General features: G+C 71.0%; 17 protein-coding genes and 2 tRNA genes. 7 read left to right on the top strand and 12 right to left on the bottom strand.

The genetic code is table 11. The annotated features are described in order from the left end of the window. Nucleotides 1-15 precede the first annotated feature (15 nt). The 5 genes from ACWGDX_RS20690 to ACWGDX_RS20670 all read right to left on the bottom strand — a co-directional run bounded on the left by ACWGDX_RS20690 (nt 16) and on the right by ACWGDX_RS20670 (nt 5,268). The gene (locus tag ACWGDX_RS20690; protein WP_453627511.1) at nt 16-1,743 is read right to left on the bottom strand and encodes a HAMP domain-containing sensor histidine kinase; all 1,728 of its coding nucleotides are present in this window, start codon (nt 1,741-1,743) and stop codon (nt 16-18) included. Nucleotides 1,744-2,006: 263 nt separating this feature from the next. Next, a complete protein-coding gene (locus ACWGDX_RS20685) occupies nt 2,007-2,762 on the bottom strand; it encodes a response regulator transcription factor (RefSeq protein ID WP_453627509.1) in 756 nt (251 codons plus the stop codon). A 194-nt stretch (nt 2,763-2,956) separates the two neighbouring features. After that, nucleotides 2,957-3,871, bottom strand: coding sequence for an amidohydrolase family protein (locus tag ACWGDX_RS20680; protein WP_453627507.1), 915 nt, complete (start codon nt 3,869-3,871; stop codon nt 2,957-2,959). 50 nt (nt 3,872-3,921) lie between these two features. Next, on the bottom strand, nt 3,922-4,830 hold the full coding sequence (locus ACWGDX_RS20675) for a DUF2797 domain-containing protein (protein ID WP_453627505.1): 909 nt from the start codon (nt 4,828-4,830) through the stop codon (nt 3,922-3,924). A gap of 45 nt (nt 4,831-4,875) precedes the next feature. Beyond that, on the bottom strand, nt 4,876-5,268 hold the full coding sequence (locus ACWGDX_RS20670; RefSeq protein WP_453627503.1) for a hypothetical protein: 393 nt from the start codon (nt 5,266-5,268) through the stop codon (nt 4,876-4,878). A gap of 571 nt (nt 5,269-5,839) precedes the next feature. On the opposite strand from ACWGDX_RS20670, the gene ACWGDX_RS20665 reads away from it, so the two are divergent. The 4 genes from ACWGDX_RS20665 to ACWGDX_RS20650 all read left to right on the top strand — a co-directional run bounded on the left by ACWGDX_RS20665 (nt 5,840) and on the right by ACWGDX_RS20650 (nt 9,278). Further along, entirely contained in the window at nt 5,840-7,069 is a 1,230-nt protein-coding gene (locus tag ACWGDX_RS20665; RefSeq protein ID WP_453627501.1) for a helix-turn-helix domain-containing protein, read from the top strand. Nucleotides 7,070-7,124: 55 nt separating this feature from the next. After that, nucleotides 7,125-7,565, top strand: coding sequence for a hypothetical protein (locus ACWGDX_RS20660; RefSeq protein WP_453627499.1), 441 nt, complete (start codon nt 7,125-7,127; stop codon nt 7,563-7,565). 241 nt (nt 7,566-7,806) lie between these two features. After that, complete coding sequence (locus tag ACWGDX_RS20655) at nt 7,807-8,922, top strand: hypothetical protein (protein WP_453627497.1); 1,116 nt, start codon at nt 7,807-7,809, stop codon at nt 8,920-8,922. Next, nucleotides 8,919-9,278, top strand: coding sequence for an ASCH domain-containing protein (locus tag ACWGDX_RS20650; protein WP_453627496.1), 360 nt, complete (start codon nt 8,919-8,921; stop codon nt 9,276-9,278). Before ACWGDX_RS20655 ends, ACWGDX_RS20650 begins: the two co-directional genes overlap by 4 nt. 175 nt (nt 9,279-9,453) lie before the next feature. On the opposite strand, the gene ACWGDX_RS20645 is transcribed toward ACWGDX_RS20650, so the two are convergent. Next, a tRNA-Arg gene (locus ACWGDX_RS20645) sits at nt 9,454-9,526 on the bottom strand. A gap of 221 nt (nt 9,527-9,747) precedes the next feature. Next, nucleotides 9,748-9,838 (bottom strand) — tRNA-Ser (locus tag ACWGDX_RS20640). A gap of 215 nt (nt 9,839-10,053) precedes the next feature. Here ACWGDX_RS20640 and ACWGDX_RS20635 point away from each other — a divergent pair. Continuing rightward, the gene (locus ACWGDX_RS20635; RefSeq protein ID WP_453627494.1) at nt 10,054-10,566 is read left to right on the top strand and encodes an SSI family serine proteinase inhibitor; all 513 of its coding nucleotides are present in this window, start codon (nt 10,054-10,056) and stop codon (nt 10,564-10,566) included. Nucleotides 10,567-10,950: 384 nt separating this feature from the next. Beyond that, a complete protein-coding gene (locus tag ACWGDX_RS20630) occupies nt 10,951-16,056 on the top strand; it encodes a PAS domain-containing protein (protein ID WP_453627493.1) in 5,106 nt (1,701 codons plus the stop codon). 213 nt (nt 16,057-16,269) lie between these two features. Here the strand turns inward: ACWGDX_RS20630 and ACWGDX_RS20625 are convergent, their stop codons facing one another. The 3 genes from ACWGDX_RS20625 to ACWGDX_RS20615 form a co-directional block, all read right to left on the bottom strand. Then, a complete protein-coding gene (locus tag ACWGDX_RS20625; protein WP_453627491.1) occupies nt 16,270-17,925 on the bottom strand; it encodes a long-chain fatty acid--CoA ligase in 1,656 nt (551 codons plus the stop codon). Between the two features lie 214 nt (nt 17,926-18,139). Continuing rightward, on the bottom strand, nt 18,140-18,682 hold the full coding sequence (locus tag ACWGDX_RS20620) for a SigE family RNA polymerase sigma factor (protein ID WP_453627545.1): 543 nt from the start codon (nt 18,680-18,682) through the stop codon (nt 18,140-18,142). 577 nt (nt 18,683-19,259) lie between these two features. Beyond that, nucleotides 19,260-19,571 (bottom strand): hypothetical protein, encoded by a 312-nt coding sequence (locus ACWGDX_RS20615; RefSeq protein WP_363084100.1) that lies wholly within the window; start codon nt 19,569-19,571, stop codon nt 19,260-19,262. A 345-nt stretch (nt 19,572-19,916) separates the two neighbouring features. On the opposite strand from ACWGDX_RS20615, the gene ACWGDX_RS20610 reads away from it, so the two are divergent. After that, on the top strand, nt 19,917-20,984 hold the full coding sequence (locus ACWGDX_RS20610) for a bifunctional DNA primase/polymerase (protein ID WP_453627489.1): 1,068 nt from the start codon (nt 19,917-19,919) through the stop codon (nt 20,982-20,984). Between the two features lie 165 nt (nt 20,985-21,149). Here the strand turns inward: ACWGDX_RS20610 and ACWGDX_RS20605 are convergent, their stop codons facing one another. Together ACWGDX_RS20605 and ACWGDX_RS20600 are read right to left on the bottom strand one after the other, a co-directional pair. Further along, on the bottom strand, nt 21,150-21,752 hold the full coding sequence (locus tag ACWGDX_RS20605; protein ID WP_453627487.1) for a histone deacetylase: 603 nt from the start codon (nt 21,750-21,752) through the stop codon (nt 21,150-21,152). A gap of 279 nt (nt 21,753-22,031) precedes the next feature. Beyond that, on the bottom strand, nt 22,032-22,676 hold the full coding sequence (locus ACWGDX_RS20600; protein ID WP_453627485.1) for a hypothetical protein: 645 nt from the start codon (nt 22,674-22,676) through the stop codon (nt 22,032-22,034). Nucleotides 22,677-23,263 lie beyond the last annotated feature (587 nt).

Genomic DNA, 23,263 nt, shown 5'->3' with positions numbered 1-23,263 from the left:
TCGACGCGGGCGCTGTCACGTCTGTGTGGTGAGGCTGTGCCCTGTCTGTGAGTCGTGAGGGGACTGCCGGAATCCATACGGAGAGGGCCCCAACCACGCCTGCGAGCAAGGCACTTGGGGGTCCTGATGCCGGGCGGGGGAGGCCGGAAGGCAGACGGCGAAGACGGTCCGGCCGGGCACGCTCCGTACGTCCACGGTCCCGCCGTGCGCGGTGACGACCGCCTGGACGATCGCGAGCCCGAGACCGGTGGAGCCGGCCGCGCGGGAGCGTGAGGCGTCGCCGCGCGCGAAGCGTTCGAAGACATGGGGGAGCAGCGCGGGCGGAATGCCGGGACCGTCGTCCTGTACTTCGAGGACGACGGAGGAGCGCCCTACCAGGCAGCGCCCCGCCGGGAAGCGCCCCGCCAGAGCCGGACGGTCCAGGGCCGGTCCGGCGTCGCTTCTGCGGACGCGCGCGGTGACAGTCGTACCGGGAGGCGTGTGCGTACGGGCGTTGGCGAGCAGATTGACCAGCACCTGATGAAGCCGGGAGGCATCGCCCTGCACGGTGGCGGCGAGCGCGTCCGGTTCCGGCAGTTCAAGGCGCCAGTGGTGGTCCTGTCCGGCGGCCCGTGCGTCGCTGACCGCGTCCACGACAAGGAGGGAGAGATCGGTGTTCTCGTACGAGAGGGGGCGTCCGGCGTCGAGCCGCGCCAGCAGCAGCAGATCCTCGACCAGTCCGGTCATCCGTTCCGCCTCGGACTCGATACGTCCGAGCGCGTGCCGGGTGTCGGGGCCCGTCCGCTCGCGTCCGCGCCGGGTCAGTTCGGCGTAGCCCCGGATCGAGGCCAGTGGTGTCCGCAGTTCATGACCGGCGTCCGCGACGAACCGCCGTACGCGCATCTCGCTCTCCTGCCGGGCGGCGAGCGCGGATCCGACATGGCCCAGCATCCGATTGAGCGCGGCGCCGACCTGCCCGACCTCGGTGCGGGGGTCGGCCTCGGCGGCCGGGACCCGTTCGAGAGGCGCCACCTCGCCGCTGTGCAGGGGGAGTTCGGAGACCCGGGTGGCGGTGGTGGCGACCCGTCGCAGCGGTCGCAGCGCGACCCCGACCAGGACGCCGCCCGCGATCCCGGCGGCGAACAGCCCGGCCACGGTGACACAGATCTCCACGACCACCAGGGTGTTGAGGGTGTTCTGCACTTCGGTGAGCGGTATGCCGACGAGGAAGTCGCCGTTCTCTCCGGTGACGTACTCGACCCGGTAGTCGCCCCGGCCGGGCAGCATGACGGTGTGCGGGTTCTCGTCGCGCGGGACGGTGGCGAGGGCGGCGGTCTCCGCCCGGGTGAGCGGTCGGTCCGCGATCGGCGGCCAGGACTCGTCGGATTCCTGGAGAAAGCTGACCACGGCCCGGCTGATGGTTCCGTCGGCCCCCACCACCGCGCCGACGGTCCCGACGGGCGCGCCGCCGCCGGTGACGATCCTCAGCGGGTCCTTGCCGCCGAGGACGGCTCCGGCCGGCACACCCCCGCTGACCTGGCCTTTACCGTTCACCGGACCATCACCAACCGGTCCGTCGCCGACCGGACCATCACCGACCGGTCCGTCGCCACCCGTGCCCGCCTTCGGCGGTCCTGAGGCCCGTCTCGCGATGGAGGTCACCTGCGAGTCCAACTGGTCGTACAGATACGAGCGGAACGCGATGGTCGTCACCGCCCCGATGACCGCCGCCACCACCGCGATCAGCGCGACGGCCGAGACCACCAGCCGGGTCCGCAGGGACCAGCGCCGTCGCGGCCCACCTCTCCTGGCCCACGCGCCCACGCCTCTCCCGGCCCACGCGCCCACGCGTTTCCGGACGCCCGCACCTCTCCCGGCCCGCGCGCCCACGCGTTTCCAGAGGCCCACGCACCTCCCGACCCGCGCGCCCACGCGTTTCCAGAGGCCCACGCACCTCCCGACCCGCGCGCCCGTGCCCTTCCCCTCCCGCGTCCTCGTACTCATCGGGCTCATCGGGCTCATCGGGCTCATCGGGGTGCGTCGGCGGGCTCACCTGGCTTGATCAGATATCCCGCCCCACGCCGGGTATGGATCATCGGCGGGCGTCCGGCGTCGATCTTCCGCCGCAGATAGGAGATATACAGCTCGACGACATTGGCCTGGCCGCCGAAGTCGTACGACCAGACGCGGTCGAGGATCTGCGCCTTGCTCAGCACCCGGCGCGGATTGCGCATCAGATAGCGCAGCAGCTCGAACTCGGTCGCCGTGAGATGGATGGACTCGCCGGCGCGGCTCACGTCATGACTGTCCTCGTCCAGCGCCAGATCGCCGACGACCAGCAGCGACTCACTGCGGACGGCCGCCGCGCCGGACCGCCGGATCAGTCCCCGCAGCCGGGCCACGACCTCCTCCAGGCTGAACGGCTTGGTGACATAGTCGTCGCCGCCCGCGGTCAGTCCGGCGATCCGGTCCTCCACGGCGTCCTTGGCGGTGAGGAAGAGGACGGGGACCTGGGGCAGTTCACGCCGCAGGCGTCCCAGTACGGCCAGCCCGTCCATGTCGGGCAGCATCACATCCAGCACCACCGCGTCGGGCCGGAAGTCCCGCGCGGAACGCACCGCGCCCGCGCCGTCGGCTGCGCTGCGCACCTCCCAGCCCTCGTACCGCAGGGCCATGGAGAGCAGTTCGGTGAGCGAGGTCTCGTCGTCGACGACAAGGACACGGACGGGGCTGCCGTCCGACCTGAGCATTTCGGTGCGCCCGCGGGGCGAGGTGATGGTCATGCTGGTCAACCCTGCGGAATGCCTCTGAGAGCCCTCTTTCCGAACCCTGTGAATTCCCTGAGAAAGGTGGGTACGGGCGGTCAGGGCGAGGCGCACGGGCGGAACGCACCAGCGGTCAGGACAAGGCGCACGGTCGACGCGTACGAGCGGGGCGACGCGTACGAGCGGAGGGACGCGTACGGGCGGGGCGGGCGTCAGAGAGAGTGGCCGGCACCATCCAGCCCGGAATCATCCAGCCCGAAGAGCCTGACCCCGTTCCCGTGACAGACCGCGCGCAGCCACTCCTCCCCCAGCTCCAGCCGCTCCAGGGCCTCCAGTTGGTGGAGGTACGGATACGGGATGTTCGGGAAGTCGCTCCCCAGCAGGATCCGGTCCCCCAGATCCGCCAGCCGTCCCCGCGCCTCGCCGGGAAAGGGCGCGAAGCGCTCGCTGAAGTCCGTGAACGCCATGGTCGTGTCCAGCCTGACCTGTTCGTACCGCTCGGCGAGGGCCAGGAAGTCCGCGTACTCCGGCATCCCGAGATGCGCGACGATCAGCGGCAGCGCGGGGTGGCGTGCCAGCAGCCGCGCCACCGGTTCCGGCCCGGTGTGCTTGCCGGGCGCGGGTCCCGAGCCGCAGTGCACGACCACCGGGACCGCGGCCTCGGCGAGCAGTCCCCAGACCGGGTCGAGCCGCTCGTCGTTCGGGTCGTACGCCCCCACCTGGAGGTGCGCCTTGAAGATCCGCGTGCCGCCTTCGACAGCCTCGCGTACGTACGACTCGACGCCCTCCTCCGGAAAGAACGTGGCCGTGCGCAGACAGTCGGGCGTACGGGCGGCGAACTCGGCGGCCCAGCCGTTCAGCCACCGCGCCATGCCCGGCTTGTGGGGGTAGAGCATCGAGGTGTACGCCCGGACGCCGAACGCCCGCAGCAGCGCGACGCGTTCGTCCTCCTCGTGCCGGTAGGTGATGGGCCACTCCATACCGGTGAGCGGCCCGGCGGCGTCGAAGTAGGCCCACACCTTTCTGAGCACGCGCTCCGGCATGAAGTGCGTATGGACGTCGACGAGGCCCGGCAGTCCGGCCCGCGCCAGAAACGCCCGTACGCCCGCGCTCTCATGATCATCCATCCCGGCACTCTCCCTCCCGCCACCCGACGAGCTCGGACCACCCGACGAGCTCAGAACAGCCCATCCTGCACATCCCCGCCGGACAGCGCGCGCACGGGTACGGTGATCGCGCCCCCGCCGCCCTCCGTACCGCCGCCCTCCCCCGGACCGACGAGTTCCCAGCCGGTCATCAGCCGGGTGTCGAGGACCACGAGCCCGCCGTCCGCCGTGGCGAGATGCAGATCGGGCCCGGCGGCGGCGACCAGCCGCCCCACGACCTGCCCGCCCTCCACCAGTTCACTCACCACACCGGTCGCCGGGGCCAGCCCGTCCAGCCCGAACACCCCGGCGTGGTCCACCGCCGTGAACGCCACCCGCTCCAGCGACTGCGGCCACCCCTCCAGCGCGACGGCCCGCCCGTACAACTCCTCGATCCCGGCGGCCCGTTCCGCCCGCGGCGGCAGCGCGGACCGTACGGCGCGCTTCCGCGCGTACGGGATACGGTCCGGCACCCCCAGCGCCGTACGCAGCAACTCCTCGGTCCGCCGCGCCGCCATCAGCGGCCCCCGCCCGAGCCAGCCGAACACCACGGCCCCCTGCTCCAGCAGCCGCGCCGGCCCCCGCTCCTCGGCGGTGATCCCGACCTTGACCATCCCCGGCCCGAACCACGCGAGATAGACGCGATAGGTCCGCGGATCATCGGCGACGGTATCGGCGGCCACGGAATGAGCCCGGTCCAGCCGCGCGCACTCGGCACACAACCCGCCGGTGCTCCGTCCCCCGATCACCGCTCCCAACGGACACACATTCCCCCGGGCCCCCGGACATCCGCGCACGCCGACGACCCGGAACCCCAGCTCAAGCCCCCGCTCCAGCCCCCTCACCCGCCGCTCGCTCCCGCGCCCCCACACCAGCCCGGCCCCGTCCCCGCCCCACCGGATCCCCCGGCAGACCCAGCCCCCACGACGTCGCTCACTCATCACCACAACGCTCCACACACAAGACGCACGCCCGGCCGGCCCCGATCAGTCGCCGGAAGCACCCCAGAAGTAGATCTCCCGCGGCTCCCCCCGCTCATCGTGCAGCACCGCGCACCGCCCCCGCCAACGCGCGTACGCGAAGGCACTGAACTCCGGCACATGGGCACGGGTGGGCTTCGACGTACCCAGAACCCGGAGCGCCTCGTCCTCGGTCACCGGTTCCAGCGTGTTGTAGTCCGCGTACTCGCCGGGACCGAGGATCCGGAAGATGTCCAGGATCGAATGCGTCCCGGCCTCCTGAACGATCTCGTCCGCCCACAACTCCTCGAAGCTCCCCGGCCACGGATCACTGTCATGCACCCAGTAGTAGTCCCGCTCCTCGAACACCTTGCGCCGCAGATCCTCGAACGCCGTCTCCAGATCCTCCCGATACGGCACGGTGTAGTCCCACCCCGACGCACCCAAAACAAGCCCCTCCCCCATCCCCACGAACCGAACAAGAAGGACGCTAACAACCCCCACTGACAACGCCCCCGCCCTTGGTCGACGTACGGGGCAACCCGTCGGTGTACGGGACAACGCAAAAGGTCGAACTGGCATGCGAATCCCTTCCTGTTACGCCAGTTGGGAGGCGCCCGACAGGTGCAGTTAGCCAGCACACCCCGACACCGCAGGCGGCTGCTCACCGGCCGGCACACCGTGGCTGCGACCCGTGAAACCCTGGAGAGACGGATGGCGTCCTGGGCCCATCAAGCCCCTGATCCACGCGGAGCCGGCCTACGGGATCACCGAGTCCACGATGAGCTTCGGTTCGCCGGGTGCATGGTCCACGCAGGACCTCGCTGATTCCGTTGCCGGGCACTGGCTGACCTGTGGCACTCCACACGAGAGCACTCCACACGAGTCGCCCGGCCTCGGTACCGTCAACGGTAGAAGCCCCGTCGGATGGAGCACCGATGCCTCGCCGCCCGCTGGAACACCAGCGCCTCGCCCACAGGGGGGCGCGCTGATGCTGGACGAAGCCGAAGAGATCGGCCGTCGCGCGCGTCGCGCGCGGCTCCGCCTCGGCATGACGCAGGCCGACCTCGCCGCCGCCCTGGGCAAGACGCAGGGGTGGGTCTCCAAGATGGAGCGCGGGCACATCGAACTCGACCGCGTCGGCCTGCTCAGCCTTCTCGCCTCGGAGCTGCACGTACACCCCAACGACCTCATCGGGCGTCCGTACAACAGCTCCCCGGCGGAGAATCAGTGGCAGATCGCCGCCGCGTCCATCATGCGCGAACTGCGCCGGTACGATCTGGCCCCCGTCTTCGACGGGACGCCCAGGCCGGCCCGTCAGCTCTGGCAGGAAACCACCCGTCTTCACCGCCTCCGCGATGCCGCCGCCAACGTGGCGATCCTGGAGATGCTGCCTGATCTGTTCCGCGAGACACGCGCCCTGGCCGAGGTCACCACGGGGCACGAGCGGGAGGAGGCGTACGCGATCTACGCGGTGTGCTGCAAGTTCGCCCACACGTCCGCGCATGCCCTCGGGCACCCGGAGCTGATCGCCATGGCCTGTGAGCGGGCAGCCTGGTCGGCGCGGCAGTCCAGCGATCCCGTCATGCCGGCTGTCGCCGGGTGGATGCGCGTCTGGGACATGTGGGCCACCGCAGACTGGGACGACGCCATTGCCCTGTCGGACAAGGCCATCCGCAGCGTGCAGGACGGATACGACCTGGGTGAGCCGCTCGCCGTGCGGGCGTGGGGTTCCCTGCAACTGCGCGCGGCCGTCTCCGCCGCCAGGGCCGGCCGCCGTGCCGAAGCCCGTGAGCGAGTCGCCCACGCACGGGCCGCGGCGGATCGCATGACGGAGTACGCGGGCCCCCCGGTGTACGACCGCCACAGCACGACCTTCTCGCCCGGCAACGTGCAGATCCACGCCATCAGCGTCGCGCTGGAGATGCACGAGCAGGGCCAGGCGCTGTCGATAAACCGGCGTACGAGTCCGGACGTGATCGAGTCGCTTCCCAACTCCCGCCGCGGTCATCACCACATGGACCTGGCGCGTGCCTGGCTGTGGGACGGGAACCGCGACTCCGCGCTGAAGGAACTGGAGAAGGCCGAGCGCATCGCGCCCCAGCTCGTCCGTAACCACCCCATCGCCCGGTCCACCCTGCGCAGCATCGTGTACGCCGAGCGAGCGAGCACCCGGGAGAAGCTGCGCCGCATGTCGGACCGCTTCCACCTCGACGGGTAACGGTCGTATTCCCGCGGTTCATATTGGGCCCCGAGCACCCACCTAGCTTCGGGGCATGGCCGATCGAACCTCGAAGCAACTCCCCACGCCCAGCGCCGCGTTAAGCGCAGGCAGCCCCTTCCACCCCCGCCTTGGCGACCTCGCCGTCGATCTCGCCGAGCAGGGAACGATCGGGGTGGTCCTCGCCCTGCCCAGCGACAGTTCGGCGTCGTACCAACTGCGTCCGCCTGGCGGTGGCGTGGACTGGCGCGCGAGGTCCGATGGAAGCACCCTCCGCCCCGTGCCGGTACCGGTCACGCACGTCACGCCCATGCGGCGCGATGCCGTGTACGACTCCCGTGCGCAGCAGGTCGGCCTGGCGGTAACCGTCCACTTCGAGGACGGGGGCGCATGCGAATCACTGCTCGTTCTCACCCCCGCGCAGGTGGAGCTGTTCCACACCCAGCTCGGACGCGTGATCAAGGCGAGGGAATCAGCCCGGGACCGTACGCGGTGAGCGGGGACGTGCTGATACTCGCCCCACCGGCCTCAGCACGTTCCCTCGTGCGACCTGCGACCTCCCGTCGCGTGCCGGTGCGAGGCCACCGCCCACAACCACCGCCCACAACCACGGACGTCGCCCGACGCGATGCCCCCCGGAGCGTGGGTGCGTCCACCAGGCACTCGGAGCTCAACCGCCGAACCCGCACTCGTCGCTCTGCGACACAGTCCTGCCCGTCCACCGAGGGGAAGACACAGTGACCACCTATCCCGTATCACCGAACACCGTGCTCGCCAACGCGCTCACAAGCGCTGAGGACCTGCTGCGTCCGCACATCGCCGGCACGGCTCCGGAGCGGATCGTGTTCGTGGTGGGAACGCAGATCAACGGAGCGCCGCACATCGGAACGTCGCTGGTGCAGTCGCTCACGTTCGCCACGGCGGCCCGCGTCCGGGACAGGTTCGGCGTACCCGCCGAAGTTCGGTTCAGCGCCCTCGACAACGCTCCGTACGCCATCGTCACCGACAAGGAGACCGGTCACCGCTACCAGCGGACCTACGCGCAAGCCCTCGGTGAGGACGGAATCGCGGAGCGGGTCGACAAGCTGTACCGCCCGCTCTTCGCCGCTCTGTCCGAACGCCTGCACGTGCCGTACTCCATCGAGACCTACAGCCAGCAGCAAGCGGGCGAGCACTTCCGCCGTACCTGGCTGCGGGTGTTGCCCCGCATGGACGCCGCCCGCTGGTACCTGTCACCGTCGTCCGGCCGGCCACACGTTCGCGTTCCCCGCCCCCGTCCCGGCTGTGGATGGGCCGAGAAGCACGCCGAACGCACCCGTGTCCATGATGACGGCTTCGAGCGGGCGGCCATCTCGGCCGTGTGCCGGCACCACGGCGAATACGAGGTCGTCATCGAACCGACCGCCGGTGGATACCTCGACCTCGCCACGCTGTACCGGAATCTCGTCAAGGAACTGGCCATCACCGGAGCGGACGGCACGCTGCACGTCATGGTCAAGGGCGGCGACTGGATGCCCGGCTGCCTCCTCGTCGACGGCGCATTGCAGGCTGTCGGCCTCACCCACGGACAGCTGCCCGCCCGCCTATTCTGCCCCCAGGTGGTCACCGACACGGGCGCGAAGCTTTCCAAGTCCCTTATCAGGGAAGGGCGAGCGCCCTTGCCGGACGGTGCGGCTCCGTGGATGCTCGACACCCGGGAGTGGCCAGGGTCGTTGGCCGAGTACGTCGACCGCCTGCTCGGTCTGACCGACGTGTTACTCGCCGATCCACGCCACTTCTTCCGCTCGTACTCGGCCGGTGAACTCGGCCGGCTGATGACCACCGCAACAGCTAGGAGCGTTCCCGCCCCATGACGGAAACCGCCGCCGCTCGCGTCCGCGAACTGAACCTCTACCGCCGGTACTTCGATCTCGTCGCCGCAGGTGAGAAGACCATCGAGGTGAGGGTGAAATACCCCCACCTCGAAGACCTGACTGCCGGAGACGTCATCCGCTTCCGGATCAAGGGCACGGACGAGACGTGCGACGTCCGCGTGAATCGGGTGTCGGAATACAAGACGTTCGAGGAACTCCTCAACGGGGAGGGCCCGGCGAACGTCAACCCGGCGTCCTCCCGCGAGCAGCAGCTCGCCAACATCCGCGAGATCTACCCGGCGGAGAAGGAGGGTCTCGGTGCACTCGCGATCGAGATCGAATTGCTGCCCGGGTAAGTCTCCCCGGTAAGTCCGCCGTAAAGTGCCCGCTCCCTCGAGGGACAGCACCACAGCCCTCGCCTCCGTCCAGGCTGGGCGGAAGGCGGCGGAACCAGCCGGAAGGGGACGGGCACGGGACCCAACGCAAAGCCAGAGGCCCTCCGAATTTCTCCAGGGGGCCTCTGAGCTGCTGTGCACTCGGCAGGATTCGAACCTGCAACCTTCTGATCCGTAGTCAGATGCTCTATCCGTTAAGCTACGAGTGCTCGGCGTTCCGGGCTTTTCTTCCCGGTCGGCGTTGCGGGAACAACATTACATGACCCGTGGCGCCAGGTGAAATCCATTGCCCATACCCACCCTGACCTGCGGAAATGACCCGAATCGACATCGGTGGCGGGTGCGGGGCGATGCGGGGCGGGGCGACGCGGTGCGGGGGCTGGAACGGCCGAAGCCCCGTCCTGGTGGACGGGGCTTCGGTGATCTTGCGCGGAGGCGGAGGGATTTGAACCCTCGATGGGCTTTAAGGCCCAAACCGCATTAGCAGTGCGGCGCCATAGACCGGACTAGGCGACGCCTCCAGCACACTCGCCACACCCGCGCGGGCGCGAGTGGCGAGTGGTGCGTGCAGATGATGACACAGCCGGGTGGGCTGCCACCAATCGCTCCTCACGGTACTAGGCGGGTGGGGCGCAGAGCAAAGCCCTTACGGGCGCGCAACGCCCGAGCCTGACGCGCGTTAGAGATGCCGGGACGCCGTCCCCGGATCCGTAACCCGTTCAGGAGCTGAGCTTCCATGCCGCGTCGCCTCGTCCTCACCGCCGCCGCCTCCGTGGCCGCGACCGCCGCCGCGCTGGGCGCCCTCGCGCCCGCCGCCTTCGCCGGCCCTTCCGACCGCGCCTCCGCCGCCGTACCCGCCTCCTCCTCCCCGCAGCTCACGCCGGCTCCGCTGCCGCCGCTGCCGCCGCTGAAGGCTCCCTCGGACCGGTTCACGATCACCGTGGCGGACACCGGGACCGCGGCGGGCGACGGGACGTTCAAGCTGACGTGCGGGCCGGCGGGCGGGACACATCCCCGGGCGCGTGCCGCCTGCGACCGGCTGGCCGAACTCTCCGGCGAAGGGCGGGACCCGTTCGCGCCGGTGGCCCCCGGCGCCATGTGCACCATGCAGCACGGCGGCGACGCCACCGCCCGTATCGCCGGGACCTGGCACGGCCACCGCGTCAACGCCGTCTTCAACCGGAAGAACGGCTGCGAGATCGCCCGCTGGCGCACGCTGGAGCCGGTCCTCCCGAGCGCCAAGTTCTAGACCTCCGCTGTTGGCCGGTGCCCTGTGTCGGCCGGTGCCCCGCCCCGGCCGGTGCCCCGTCCCGGCCGACGTCCTGTGCCGTCCCCCGCCGCGGAGCCGCCCCGGAGCAGGCCCCGGTTCCGGCCCGGAAGCACCCGGTCCCGTGAGTGGCCGATGACACTCAGCTAGGGCCTGCTCCGGCCAAGCCCGTTCCAAGCCCGTTCCGAGGCCATTCCGGGATCATTCCGGGGTCATTCGCACACAACCCACATCAAGCTCCGACTCATCCGCCGCCGCGGTCACCTCCCCAGCCCTTAGACTCCCTCCAGTGACATGCCGGGACCCGAGAGGCAAGATGGGTGCGGCCGTCAGCAAGGTGCAGTGGGTCAGGGAGGAAGCGTCGTCGTGAGCAGCAGGCCATCCCGAGGCGCTGCTCGCCTCGCGGCGATACTCGACGCACTCCCCGACGGCTTGGTGCTCGTCAACGCCAACGGCACGGTCGTCAACGCCAACTCCATCGCGCTCGAAATGTTCGAGACCCCCGGCACGGCGCTCGTCGGCCGCGGGCTGCTCGATCTGCTGCCCGAGTTCGACTCCAAGCTGATCCCCGGTTCGATGCGCCGCCCCGACGCCGCGGACGCGCGCGGCCGTACGAAGCCGACGCGCATGGTCGCGCGACGTACGGACGGCAGCGAGTTCCCGGCCGAGGTCACCAGCGCGAACCTGGAGGACGGCAGGGACGCGTACAACGACTCGCACAACTACACCGGCGACGAGCTGCTGATGCTGGTCGTACGGGATCTCTCCGGCACCATGGACACCGAGGCCGAGCTGGCCCGCTCCCAGCGCCAGACGGAGATGATCCTGCGGGCCGCCTCGGAGGGCGTCGTCGGTACGGACACCGAGGGCCGGGTCGTTCTCGTCAACCCCGCCGCCGCGCAGATCCTCGGCTTCCGCGCCAGTGATCTCGGCGGCCATCAGCTCCATCCGCTGATCCTGCACTCGCGCGCGGACGGCGAGCCGTTCCCGTACGAGGACTCACCGCTCGCCGACACGCTCAGGTCGGGACGGAAGCACCGGGTGCGCGGCCAGGTCCTGTGGGCGAAGAACGGCAAGCAGGTCCCGGTCGATCTGACGACCGCGCCGGTACGGGACGGCGACCAGCTCGTCGGCGCCGTGATGACCTTCACCGACCGCCGTCCCTTCGACGACCTCACCAAGCAGCACGCCACCGAACTGGCGGAGGCGACGGAACGGCACACGGCCGAGCTGACCGCCACGACCGACCGCCTCACCGCCGAGGTGACCGGTACGACGGACCGTCTCACCGCCGAGCTGGCGGAGGCGAAGGAGCGGCACGCGGCCGAGCTGGCGGACCGCAGCGACCGGTACGCCGCCGAGATCGAGGAGCTGGCGGAGCGGTACGGCGAGCTGGCCGGCCGGCACTCCCAGCTCACCGCCGTACTCGGCGAATCGCTGCGCGGCCCGCTGGAGGAGCTGCGCGGCGAACTGGGCACGCTCGCCGCCGACCCCGCCGGTCAGCTCTGGCCCGAGGCGAACCAGATCCTGCACCACCTGGCCGCCGGATACGCCCGGATGACGACGCTCGTGGACAACGTCCTCGGCTATCAGCGGCTCGACGCCGGCACGGAACAGCTCGTCAAGACGAACGTCCTGCTCGACGGGGTCGTCGCGGCCGGTGTGGAGGGCGCGATCGAGCTGATCGGGCCGGGCCGGGCGCAGTTCGCGGTGCACGCGCCGCCGATCGAGGCCGAGGTGGACGCGCCGCGGCTGGCGACGGCGCTGGCGCATCTCGTCGCCGATGTGGCCGGGGTCGACTCGACGGGCCGGGCCCGGCTGGTGCCGGGCGGTGGCTATGTCGACTCGACGATCGTGGTGGCCGCCGCGCAGCGCGGTGATGTCGTACGGATCGAGGTACGCGGACCGTTCGCCGGCGGCGATCCGGTACATGAGCCGATTGTCCGCGGGATCGTACGAGCACACGGTGGCGTGTTGCAGACGCACGAGATGCCGGGCCTGGGCGGCAGCGCGTACGTACTGGAGCTGCCGCTGGGTGAGGGCGCCGGTACGGTTCCGCCGCCCGCGCCGGTGTCGGCGGGCGCCCAGCCCGCGCTGCCCGCGCAGCAGGGTCCCGGGACACAGCGGCAGGATCCTGGGACGCAGCAGGCTCCCGGGACCTCGGGCGGCGGCAGGCGGCGCGCGCGGCGGGCGTCCACGGACGCGTTCCTGGAAGGTCCGGGCGAGGACGCCGGGGAGCCCACGGGACGACGGCGGGCGCGTGCGGCCGAGAACGGCCCCGGTGATTCCGGCGGCCCTGGTGGCCCTGGTGGCCCCGCCGTGGAAGCACACTCCACCGTGGAAGCACAGCAGGGATCGCAAGGGCAGCAGGGACAGCTCGGGCAGCTCGGGCAGCAGGGTCCGGGGCTGATCCCGGCACAGGATGCCGGCGGGACCGGAGCCGAGGCCGGAACCGGTGGCGGGGGCGGTGGTACGGGGCGTCGGCGCGGGCGGCCCAGCCCGGCCGAGGACACCTCGGCCGGTGGCGCCGCGGGCGCGGTGCCCGCCGTCGGACCGGATACGGCGCCGGGCGCCGGGTCGGCCATCGGGTCGGCCGTGGCGCTGCCCGCCGCCTCGCCCTCCGAAGGGTCGGTCGTCACCGCCGCCGAAGGTGCCCGTCCGACGGGTCGGCCGGCGCTCGGCCAGGCCGTACCCCCGCAGGGTGTGCCGGTGGACGCCGCTGCCGCGGGTACGGGACGCCGGGCGCGGCACGGCGGGCAGAGGGCGCTTCCCGCGCTCCCCGCCGGCCCGTCCGCTGCCGGCCCGTCCGCTGCCGGCCCCTCCGCCTCCGGCCCGTCCGCTGCCGACGGCTCCGGGCAGGGGGCACTCTCGCCCGCGCCCGCGGTCGGCCCGGGGCAGTCCATGGCGTATCCGACGGCGCCTTCCGCCCCGTTCGCGCCGCCCGCACCACCCGCGCAGATCGCACCCCCCGTACCGCCCGCACAGCCCGTACCGCCCGCGCCGTCCCTGCCGGTCGCACCGACGGCGCCGGGCGCGCCTGCGGCCCAGGTCCCCGGCCCGGTACCGGTACCGCCTCCGGCGCCCGCCGCGATGCCCGCGCCGCTGCCCCCTGTCCAGCAGATCCCCGGACAGTCGGTTCCCGGACACCAGGTCCCAGGACACCAGATTCCCGGACACCAGCTCCCCGCCGGCGCCTCCGGCGCGCAGCAGCCCGCCGGACGCCGTGCCCGCCGGGCGCTGGCCCCCGCGCAGGAACGGCATACCGAACGGCCCGCGCCCGCGGAGTCCGAGGGCGCCCGCAGCGCGTTCGCCCTGCCGCCCGCCGCCGCCGACCGCGCTCCGGCGCACGCCCCGGCCCCGGCCGTACCGGGCAGGCCAGGCACCCGTGCTCAGGACGCCTCGCTTCCGGGCCGCCACGATGCCGTACGTACCGAACCGGATGCCGACCACACCCCGCCGCAGGCGCACCCGCTGCCCTCGGGGCGGCGCCGCGGCGCCATGGACACCCAGCACCCCGCGCCGCCCACCTGGCCCGAGAGCGCCGGAGGCGCCGGGAACGGTGGAGGCGCCGGAAGCGCCGGAGGCACCGAGGGCGCGGACCTTCGTACGAGCAGCGGCACCGGTGCCATGCCCGTCGACCCGAACGGCTGGGGGAACCCCGGCCTCGGCGTTCCCGGACAGAACGTGCCCGTGCAGAGCGCGCCCGGACAAGCGGTGCCCGGCCAGGCGGTCCCGGGGCACGCGGTCCCGGGCCATGAGGTCCCGGGGCAGGCGGTGCCCGGCCAGGCGGTTCCTGGTCAGACAGCCCCCGGTCAGGCAGCCCCCGGTCAGGGCGCGGACCCCGTCTCCAACGGGCCGGGAATGCCCACCACTTCGGGCTTCGGCATGATGACCGGACCGCCGGGCTGGCCCGACGAGCCCCGTACCTCCGCGAGCGCGGACGGCCGTACCGGCGGTGACACGCGCAGCATGCCGTCCGCTCAGGCGCCCCCGGCAGCCCCGGCCCCGGGCGTTCCGACCACCCCGGGCGCTCCCGTTCCGGGCACCCCGGGCACTCCGGGCGACTCCGCCGTCACGGATCCTCGGCGTGGCGCTCATCAACCGCTGCCGCCCGCGCTTCCTCTCCCCGAGGAGACCCCGTTCTCCCCGGACTCCACCCAGGGCCGTGCCTTCAGCGTGCGTACCCTCGGCCAGGGCGTGCCCTTCGCACACCAGCCGCCACAGCCGTCACAACCTCACCAGGCTCCGCAGCCCCACCAGCCTCAGGGCCAAAACCCTCAGGGCCAGAACCCTCAGAGCCAGCATCCGAACCAGGGCCACGTTCAGGGCCAGGGCCAGGGCCAGTCCCTCGGTTCGGGCCAGTCCCTGGGCTCGGGACGACGTCGCAAGCTCGGTACGCCGCCCGCCGACAGTGACGACCGCGCCGAGGCGAACGCCCTGCCTCACTCCCACTCGCCGTCCCACCCTCAGGCCCATCCGCAGCACCAACCGCAGCCGCAGTCACCGGGCCGGCCCCACCACTCCGGCGCGCAGAACCCGCCGCACTCGCCGAACGCCCCCCAGGGCGGCTCCCCCCAGCCCGGATCCCCTCAGGGCGGTTCCCGGCTGCCCTCCGCCCACGCCGAGGGCCGGTCGTACGCGATCGGCGCCCCCGACGAGGGCGCCGAGGGTCCCGAGCCGCTGGACGGCCCCGGCGGCGCGGTCGAGGTCGCCAACCGCCCCCAGCCCCGGCCCGTCGACGACGAACTCCCCCCGGAGCCGCTCGACAACCCCCGCCGGCTGCTGGTCTGGCCCGCACCGGACGTCTCCACCCAGCAGGCGCTCAGCGACCGCGGCTACCGACCGGTGGTCGTGCACTCCCGCGAGGAGGTCGACGCCCAGATCGCCGCCTTCCCCGCGGCGCTGTTCGTCGACCCGCTGACCGGACCGATCACCCGTACCGCCCTCCAGTCGCTGCGCCAGGCCGCCGTCGCCGCCGAGGTCCCCGTACTGGTGACGGCGGGTCTGGGCCAGGCGACCCGGGAAGCGGCGTACGGCGCCGACCCGGCCGTACTCCTCAAGGCCCTGGCCCCGCGCGACAGCGAACAGCATCCGCCGCGCGTGCTGCTGATCGAGGAGCACGTGGAGATCGCGCTCGCGCTGACGGCCACGCTGGAGCGGCGCGGTATGCAGGTCGCGCGCGCGGGCACCGACGACGAGGCGGTCTCCCTCGCTTCCCAGATGCGGCCGAACCTCGTGGTCATGGACCTGATGCAGGTACGGCGGCAACGCGCGGGGATCATCGACTGGCTGCGCGCGAACGGCCAGTTGAACCGGACCCCCCTGGTCATATACACCTCGGCGGGAATCGACCGCGCGGAGCTGCCCCGGCTCGCCTCGGGGGAGACCGTACTGTTCCTCGCGGAGCGCTCGACCAGCACCGAGGTGCAGTCCCGGATCGTCGACCTCCTCGCGAAGATCGGTACGAACTAGGGCCTGCCACCCACCCCGCTCGGGCTCGCAGCGCTCAACGCTCAGCTCTCAGTACTCAGCGCTCAGACCAGGCGATGGGTGGTCACCTTCCCGGTGTCCGTCCCGGTGTCCGTCCCGGTCGAGTCGAGCCGCTCCACACCCCCGGATCACCCCGCGTCAACAATCCCGGATCAACAATCGCGGGGTGATCCAACCGCCTCGAAGATCAGTCCGTCAGGAGTTCTCGACCCGGGTGACGTCCAGTTCCCCGTCGGCGTACTGCCTGCGGATCACCTTCTTGTCGAACTTCCCGACGCTCGTCTTCGGCACCGCCGCCACCACCGCCCACCGCTCCGGAAGCTGCCACTTCGCGATCTTCCCGGCGAGGAACTCCCTCAGCACCGCGTAGTCCGCCGTCGCGCCGTCCCTGAGAACGATCGTCGCGAGGGGCCGCTCGCCCCACCTCGCGTCCGGTACGGCCACGACCGCCGCCTCCGCCACCTCCGGGTGAGCCATCAGCGCGTTCTCCAGCTCCACGCTGGAGATCCATTCGCCGCCGGACTTGATGACGTCCTTGGCGCGGTCGGTGAGCGTGAGGTAGCCGTCGGGGCTGATGACCCCGACATCGCCCGTGCGCAGCCAGCCGTCGGGGCTGAACTTGTCCTCGGGCCTGACCGGTTCGCTGCCCGCGCCGCCGTAGTAGGCGCCCGCGATCCATGGGCCGCGTACCTCCAGCTCACCGGCCGACTCCCCGTCCCAGGGCAGGAAGTCGCCACTGGGCCCGGCGAGACGGGCCTCGACTCCGGCCGGGAAACGGCCCTGGGTGATGCGGTACGGCCACTCCTCGTCGGCGGTGAGACCGGCGGGCGGGTCGGACATCGTGCCGAGCGGCGACGTCTCCGTCATGCCCCAGGCGTGGCAGAGCCGTACACCGAGCTTGTCGTACGCCTCCATCAGCGACGGCGGACAGGCCGAACCGCCGATGGTGACCCGGGCCATGGAGGTGAGGTCGCGGGGGCGCGCGGTGACCTCGGCGAGCAGTCCCTGCCAGATGGTGGGGACGGCGGCGGCGTGCGTGGGCCGCTCGCGTTCGATCATCTCGGCGAGCGGGCCGGGCTGGAGGAAACGGTCGGGCATCAGCATGTTCACGCCGGTCATAAAGGTGGCGTGGGGCAGGCCCCAGGCGTTCACATGGAACTGCGGTACGACGATCAGGGTGGTGTCCCTGTCCGACAGCCCCATCGACTCCGCCATATTGACCTGCATGGAGTGCAGATAGATCGAGCGGTGCGAGTAGACGACACCCTTGGGGTCCCCGGTGGTGCCGGAGGTGTAGCACATGGCCGCGGCGGACCGCTCGTCCAGTTCGGGCCAGTCGAACGTGGTGGGACGGCCGGCGATCAGCTCCTCGTACTCGTGCACCCGCGCGGACGCGCCGTCGAGCGCCGCACGGTCGCCGGGACCGGAGACGACGACATGCTCGACGGTCGGCAGATGGGGGAGGAGTGGGGCGAGGAGCGGCAGCAGCGAACCGTTCACGAACACCACACGGTCGGCGGCGTGATTGACGATCCAGACGAGCTGCTCGGGCGGGAGCCGGAGATTGAGGGTGTGGAGGATGGCGCCCATGGAGGGGATCGCGAGATACGCCTCGACGTGTTCGGCGTTGTTCCACATCAGTGTGGCGAGACGCTCGTCGGGGCCGACGCCGAGTTCATCGCGCAGGGCGTTGGCGAGCCGTGTCGCGCGCTCCCCGACCTCGGCGAAGCTGCGGCGCTCCGGCTCGGGCCCGCCGGTCCAGGTCGTGACCTGTGACGCTCCATGGATGGTCATCCCGTGGTGCAAGATGCGGCTCACAGTCAGCGGTACGTCCTGCATGGTGCTCAGCACGGCGTCCTCCCGGTAGGCGCTAGCGCTCCGTCGCGCTATGGGTTGCGGTGATTCTGCGCACGTACCGCGCGGTATGTCACTACCCGGGAGTAGAAACGGCGAGGTCTGGGCGACGTCTATGGGCATCCAGGGCTGCGGGTCTCCGGGGCTGTTGTCGGTGAACGGACAGGAGGAGTCGGCGTTCGCCGACGGAGAGGCACAGGCGGACAGGCCGTCAGCGGACCGGGGAGAGATCCGGGTCCTCGCGGAGTTTGCCGAGCGCACGGGACACCGCGCTCTTGACCGTACCGATCGAGACCCCGAGCACCTCGGCGGTCTGTGCCTCGCTGAGATCCTCGTAGTAACGGAGGACGACCATCGCGCGCTGCCGGTCCGGCAGCTTCATCACCGCGCGCCACATCGCGTCGTGCAGCACCTGCTGGTCGGCGGGGTCCGGCTCCGGCAGGCCCTCGGTCTCGGGCAGTTCCTCGCAGGCGAACTCGTCGATCTTGCGCTTGCGCCACTGCGAGGTACGGGTGTTCAGCAGGGCGCGGCGGACATAACCGTCCAGGGCGCGGTGGTCCTCGATCCGGTCCCACGCGACATACGTCTTGGTGAGGGCCGTCTGCAACAGGTCCTCGGCGTCGCACGGGTTGGAGGTGAGCGAACGGGCGGCCCTCAGCAGCACGGGCCCCCGCGCCCGTACGTACGAGGAGAACGAGGCGTAGGCCGGGCGGGCCGGGTGAGCCTGGTAGGTCGGGTGAACCTGATGGGGCAAGTGAGCCTGGTGGGCCGGATGAGCCTGATGGATCGGATGGGTCGGATGGACGGGACGCGGCGCGGCCGACGCGTACGGTGCGGGCGGCGCGTGCTGTACGTAGGGCTCGTACGGCGCGTACGGCGCGGGCGGAACCGGCTTGGCGGCCGTAGAGGCGCTCGTGCAGACAGGCGTGGTCATGGCTCCACGCTAGAAGCGAGCCCCACCTCGGGGGATCGGCCCCAGGTCCCGAAGAGATGTCCGCCTCAGGGTGTAGGGGTGGTGCTGGCTCCACCTCCTGAAGGTGGAGAAGGGATGAGGGAGGCCATCAGGGTCGACCCGGGCCACGAGCCGTACGGACCCGGCGCGGGCACCCACCCGGGCACCGCGCAGACAGCCGCACCGACAGCACCGACAGCCGCGCAGACACCCGTCAAGGCGCCCGCACAGACAGCCGCCCATGCACCCGCACAAACAGCCAGCCACCCGTACAGCCGGGTGCTCCCGCCCCCCTCACAACGAACTGCGCGACGGCACCGAAGTGCCGCCGCGCAGAACACCGTTCACCCCTCAGTCACGCCCCCCGTCGGGCCGTATGTCACCAGTGGCTGGCGAAGTTCACCGCGATGTTCTCGTTGGACTGGTCGATGGTCGTGAAGCCCGCACCGATCACGTTGGCCGTGTTGTTCTGGTTGGACGCGCCGGCACCGGTCGCCACCTGCTGCGTGGTCGTCGAGTTGCCGAAGTTGTGGCCACCCACGCCACCGCCGGCCAGCGTCGCGACGCTCGCGTTCCACTCGTTGTCGGAGAAGGCGTCGTCGTCGGCCTGCGCCACACCGGTGAAGAGCGCGGCGGCAAGGGGCAGCGCGGCGACAGCGGCGAAGGCACGAGCGGTACGGAAGCTTGCCATGTCAGTTCCTCCAGGAACGAAGTACGGGTGTTTCCAAGGCAGTTGGCCGACCACCTCGGCGTTGTGACGACGTCGCGACCTCAGAATTGCCCACCGCATCCCTCGCGAACCACCCCGGAGTCGCTGATTCCCTCGCAAGCGTGAGGACAAGTCGATAAACCCCTATGCGCCCCCAAAACCGCAGTTCACCCCTCAAGGTATCGACAAGTCCCCACCGCGAGGAGAAGGAGAGCGGCCCCGCAAGCTGGTCCCGGAAGAGGTGAATCGTTTCACCGTCCCCCTCACCGACGGCGCGGACACCCATTCCCCCTTCCCTTCTTCGAACGCTTGTACGAACATAGAAGCATGGCCACTACCGCCCGGCACCCCGCCACCCTGGCCCTCGCTCATGCGCTGTCCGCCGCCGAACGTGGGCTTCCCGTCATCCCCCTGTCCCCCACCAAGCTCCCGGCCCTGCGCTCCCCCCACCGGGACGAGCCCGAACGGATCCGCTGCCGTGGCGAGTGCGGACTGCTGGGCCACGGCGTCCACGACGCCACCACCGACCCCACCGGCGTACGCGCTCTCTTCGCCGCCGCGCCCTGGGCGACCGGTTACGGCATCGCCTGCGGGCGTCCACCGCACCAGCTCATCGGCATCGATCTCGACGTCAGCCCGCAGAGGGGAACGGGATCGGCACCGGGACAGACACCAGGACCGGCGTTCGACTCGACGCCGGGCAGGCCCGCGGACCTGACACCGGCCACGGACCTGACGCCGGCCCCGGGCCTGACGCCGGGCAGGCCCGCGGACCTGCCCCCAGGCACCATCCCGAGCCCCATCCCGGACACGCCCCCGGGACGCGACCCGGGCCCCATCCCAGGCCCGACCCCGGACTCGATGGCCGCGCTCCAGCAGTTGGCCCTCCAGCATCTGTTCACGCTGCCGGAGACCGTGGTCGTTCTGACACCCAGCGGTGGCCGGCACATCTGGCTGACGGGCCCGCCGAACGTCGTCGTGCCCAACTCCGCGGGCCGGCTCGCCCCCGGCATCGACGTACGCGGCGCGGGCGGCTATCTGGTGGGACCCGGCTCGGTCACGGCCCGCGGCGCCTATCGGCCGGCCCCGGGTACGGAGGGCCTCGCACCCGCGCCCTGCCCGCGCGCGCTGCTGCGCCTGCTCACGCCTCCGCTCCGCCCGCATCACCGCCGGGACCAGCCCGCGCGGGGCGACGGCCTGGTGCGGTTCGTACGAGCGGCACACGAGGGCCAGCGCAACACCCGGCTCTTCTGGGCCGCCTGCCGCGCGTACGAACACGGCTTCGGCGACGCACTGGTGGAACCGCTCGTCGACGCCGCCGTACGAACGGGTCTGGCCGAACACGAAGCGCGCGCCACCATCGCCTCAGCGGCCCGCCTCACGACCCGCCCATGACGCTGCCGGCGCCCCGACGCGCGTACGCACGCGCCTACGTCACCACGTAAAAAGAAGTACGACGGTTACGACGGCCCCACGCCGAGCCGCACCCGGAAGACGACCCCTTCGTCCGTTCCCGATTTCCCGGAGACACGAGGAGGGTCGCGGTCCCCTCCACCCATCTCACTCCACGACGAGATCGGCGACGAGATCGGCGAGGAGACCGGCAACCTCGCAGGCGGTCCACGAGCCGGCCGCGCCGGGGCACGCGGCGAGATAGCGCGCGACGGCCGGCATGTCCCAGGCGCCCGCCTCCAGCAGTCCGCGCGACAGGACCCTGAGGTAGGAGGCGGAGGGCCTGTTCCAGCTCACATCGTGGACACCCCATGGAGCGGTGAACGTGAGCATCGGCAACCCGTCCATCGTTCCCGGGCATACGAGGGTTTCGTACCGCCCGGCCCCGAGTTCCGCCCGGCCCCGCCTCAGCACCTCCGACAGATCCAGCTCGGCCCCCGGCCGCCGGTACATCTCCTGTGCGGCGATGTCCGAGAACTGCTCGACGGACACCAGGTGCGCCCTGGCGAAGACCCGCCCCGAGGCCCCGGGGTCGTAGAACGCCCTTCCCCCCGTCCACACGGACGACTCGGTCGCGAAGTACACGACCCCCTTGAGTTCCACCGGCACCGAGGCCACGGGCAAACTCCGGTCCCGACACCCCGGATACTCCCGAGCCGCCCCCGCCGGCCGGCCGCCGGCGATATAGCAGGAGAGCCGTTCAAGATCCATATTGGATCCGTACGCCACGTACCAGACCCGCCCCGCCAAACCCTCACCCCTTTCAAGCCCCTGAACACCGGCATGGGGGCTGACCACAGCCCCACCCATCAACCCACAACCCCGCCCATCGACGACCTCCGCCCCCTCCACACGCCCCAAACCCGGAGGGCGCGCCTCCATCCCGGAGACGCGCCCTCTGACCAGCTACTTCTACTTCCTGAGGATCTGATCGCCCCGCGGACAAAGCGGAACCGGCGGCCAGAATACGGGTCACATCAGCCGGCTGAATCAGCCCGCGCGACGAGTCTTGACGCCGTCGACCTCGAAGTCGTAGATGTTGTGATTGATCCGGAGCCCGTCGACAGCGCCGATCCACATGAAGTCGCGGCCCTTGCCGACCGAGGCGGTGTAGATGGTCGGTCTGGCGCCGCCGTCGTTGAGCGAGGCCTTCACCTGCGCGAAGGTGCACTGGGCCGCCTGAGTACAGGCGGTCTCGTTGCCCGTGAGGTACCAGTAGCCGGTCGAGGTGGCATCGAGGAACGGGCTCCAACGGTCCGTCACCGGCGACGCGTCCGGCACCCACACCAGCGTGGAGTAGTTGTCGGTCGGACGCGTGCTCACATTCGGATCGATCTCGAACCGGATGTTCGGCATGTTCTCCGCGCCGCCGTAGCTGACGTTCTCGCCGGTCTGGAAGACGCGGAACCCGACCTTCTTCAGGCCCAGCACCGGATCGCCGAAGAAGTCGACCTCGTTGCCGAAATCGGCCTTCTCACTCGGAGGAGTCAGCGAGGTGGAGTCGTCCGCCACCTCGATTCCCAGGCTGCCCCGTCCGTAGGGCGGCCTGGCGGAGGGTCCCTGCACGCCGAACGAGCCGAACGGACCGTTCCTCAGAGCGGCGACGGGAGAGCCGATCGTGTTACGGGTGATCACGCCCCAGTGTTCTGAGCGCGACCGATTTCCGTCTGCGGCAGCAGACGCCGATCCTGGGACGGTCGAGGCGACGATCGCGGCCAGCGCTGCAACCACAAGCGCCTTTGTCCGACTCACGCCAAAGCGAGCGTTCACACTCACTCCTTCCGAGCAGTTGAAGGTCCAAACACACGCCGACACCCGGCCGACGCGACGCACGCCACCGTATCTGACCCTCAGTAGCCACAGCAGCCGCGACATACTCACACATATGGGATTATTTAACCCTCCAACGCACCGACCAGCCCGAAGACATATCACTCTCAGTGCCGAAACGCACGCTGCACACAGAGGAAAAAGACACCCCGCCAAACCACCCCAGCCCGCCACCCCGGACGGCCACCTCTTCCGCGCGCCCCGCGGCGAACGCGTCCGCTCCACCAAGTACCGCGAGATCTACAAAGAGACCCGCGAACAGACATTCACACCCAAGGACCCCAAGACGCCGCTCGCAGAGGTCCCGTACTCACCCCGTCACGCCGGAATCACCTTCTGGATCAAGGCAGGAGTCGAACCCGCCGAAGTAGCGACGACTACCCCTCTACGCC

This window comes from Streptomyces sp. NPDC055025, from assembly GCF_053608565.1.
The sequence above is the reverse complement of the archived record's forward strand: the minus strand, read 5'-3'. Positions and strand labels throughout refer to the sequence as shown.

Coding starts and splice junctions, on each gene's coding strand:
- ACWGDX_RS20685 (WP_453627509.1), bottom strand. CDS start 2,762: ATGACCATCACCTCGCCCCGCGGGCGCACCGAAATGCTCAGGTCGGAC.
- ACWGDX_RS20615 (WP_363084100.1), bottom strand. CDS start 19,571: ATGGCAAGCTTCCGTACCGCTCGTGCCTTCGCCGCTGTCGCCGCGCTG.
- ACWGDX_RS20650 (WP_453627496.1), top strand. CDS start 8,919: ATGACGGAAACCGCCGCCGCTCGCGTCCGCGAACTGAACCTCTACCGC.
- ACWGDX_RS20605 (WP_453627487.1), bottom strand. CDS start 21,752: ATGGATCTTGAACGGCTCTCCTGCTATATCGCCGGCGGCCGGCCGGCG.
- ACWGDX_RS20660 (WP_453627499.1), top strand. CDS start 7,125: ATGGCCGATCGAACCTCGAAGCAACTCCCCACGCCCAGCGCCGCGTTA.
- ACWGDX_RS20680 (WP_453627507.1), bottom strand. CDS start 3,871: ATGGATGATCATGAGAGCGCGGGCGTACGGGCGTTTCTGGCGCGGGCC.
- ACWGDX_RS20635 (WP_453627494.1), top strand. CDS start 10,054: ATGCCGCGTCGCCTCGTCCTCACCGCCGCCGCCTCCGTGGCCGCGACC.
- ACWGDX_RS20675 (WP_453627505.1), bottom strand. CDS start 4,830: ATGAGTGAGCGACGTCGTGGGGGCTGGGTCTGCCGGGGGATCCGGTGG.
- ACWGDX_RS20610 (WP_453627489.1), top strand. CDS start 19,917: ATGGCCACTACCGCCCGGCACCCCGCCACCCTGGCCCTCGCTCATGCG.
- ACWGDX_RS20665 (WP_453627501.1), top strand. CDS start 5,840: ATGCTGGACGAAGCCGAAGAGATCGGCCGTCGCGCGCGTCGCGCGCGG.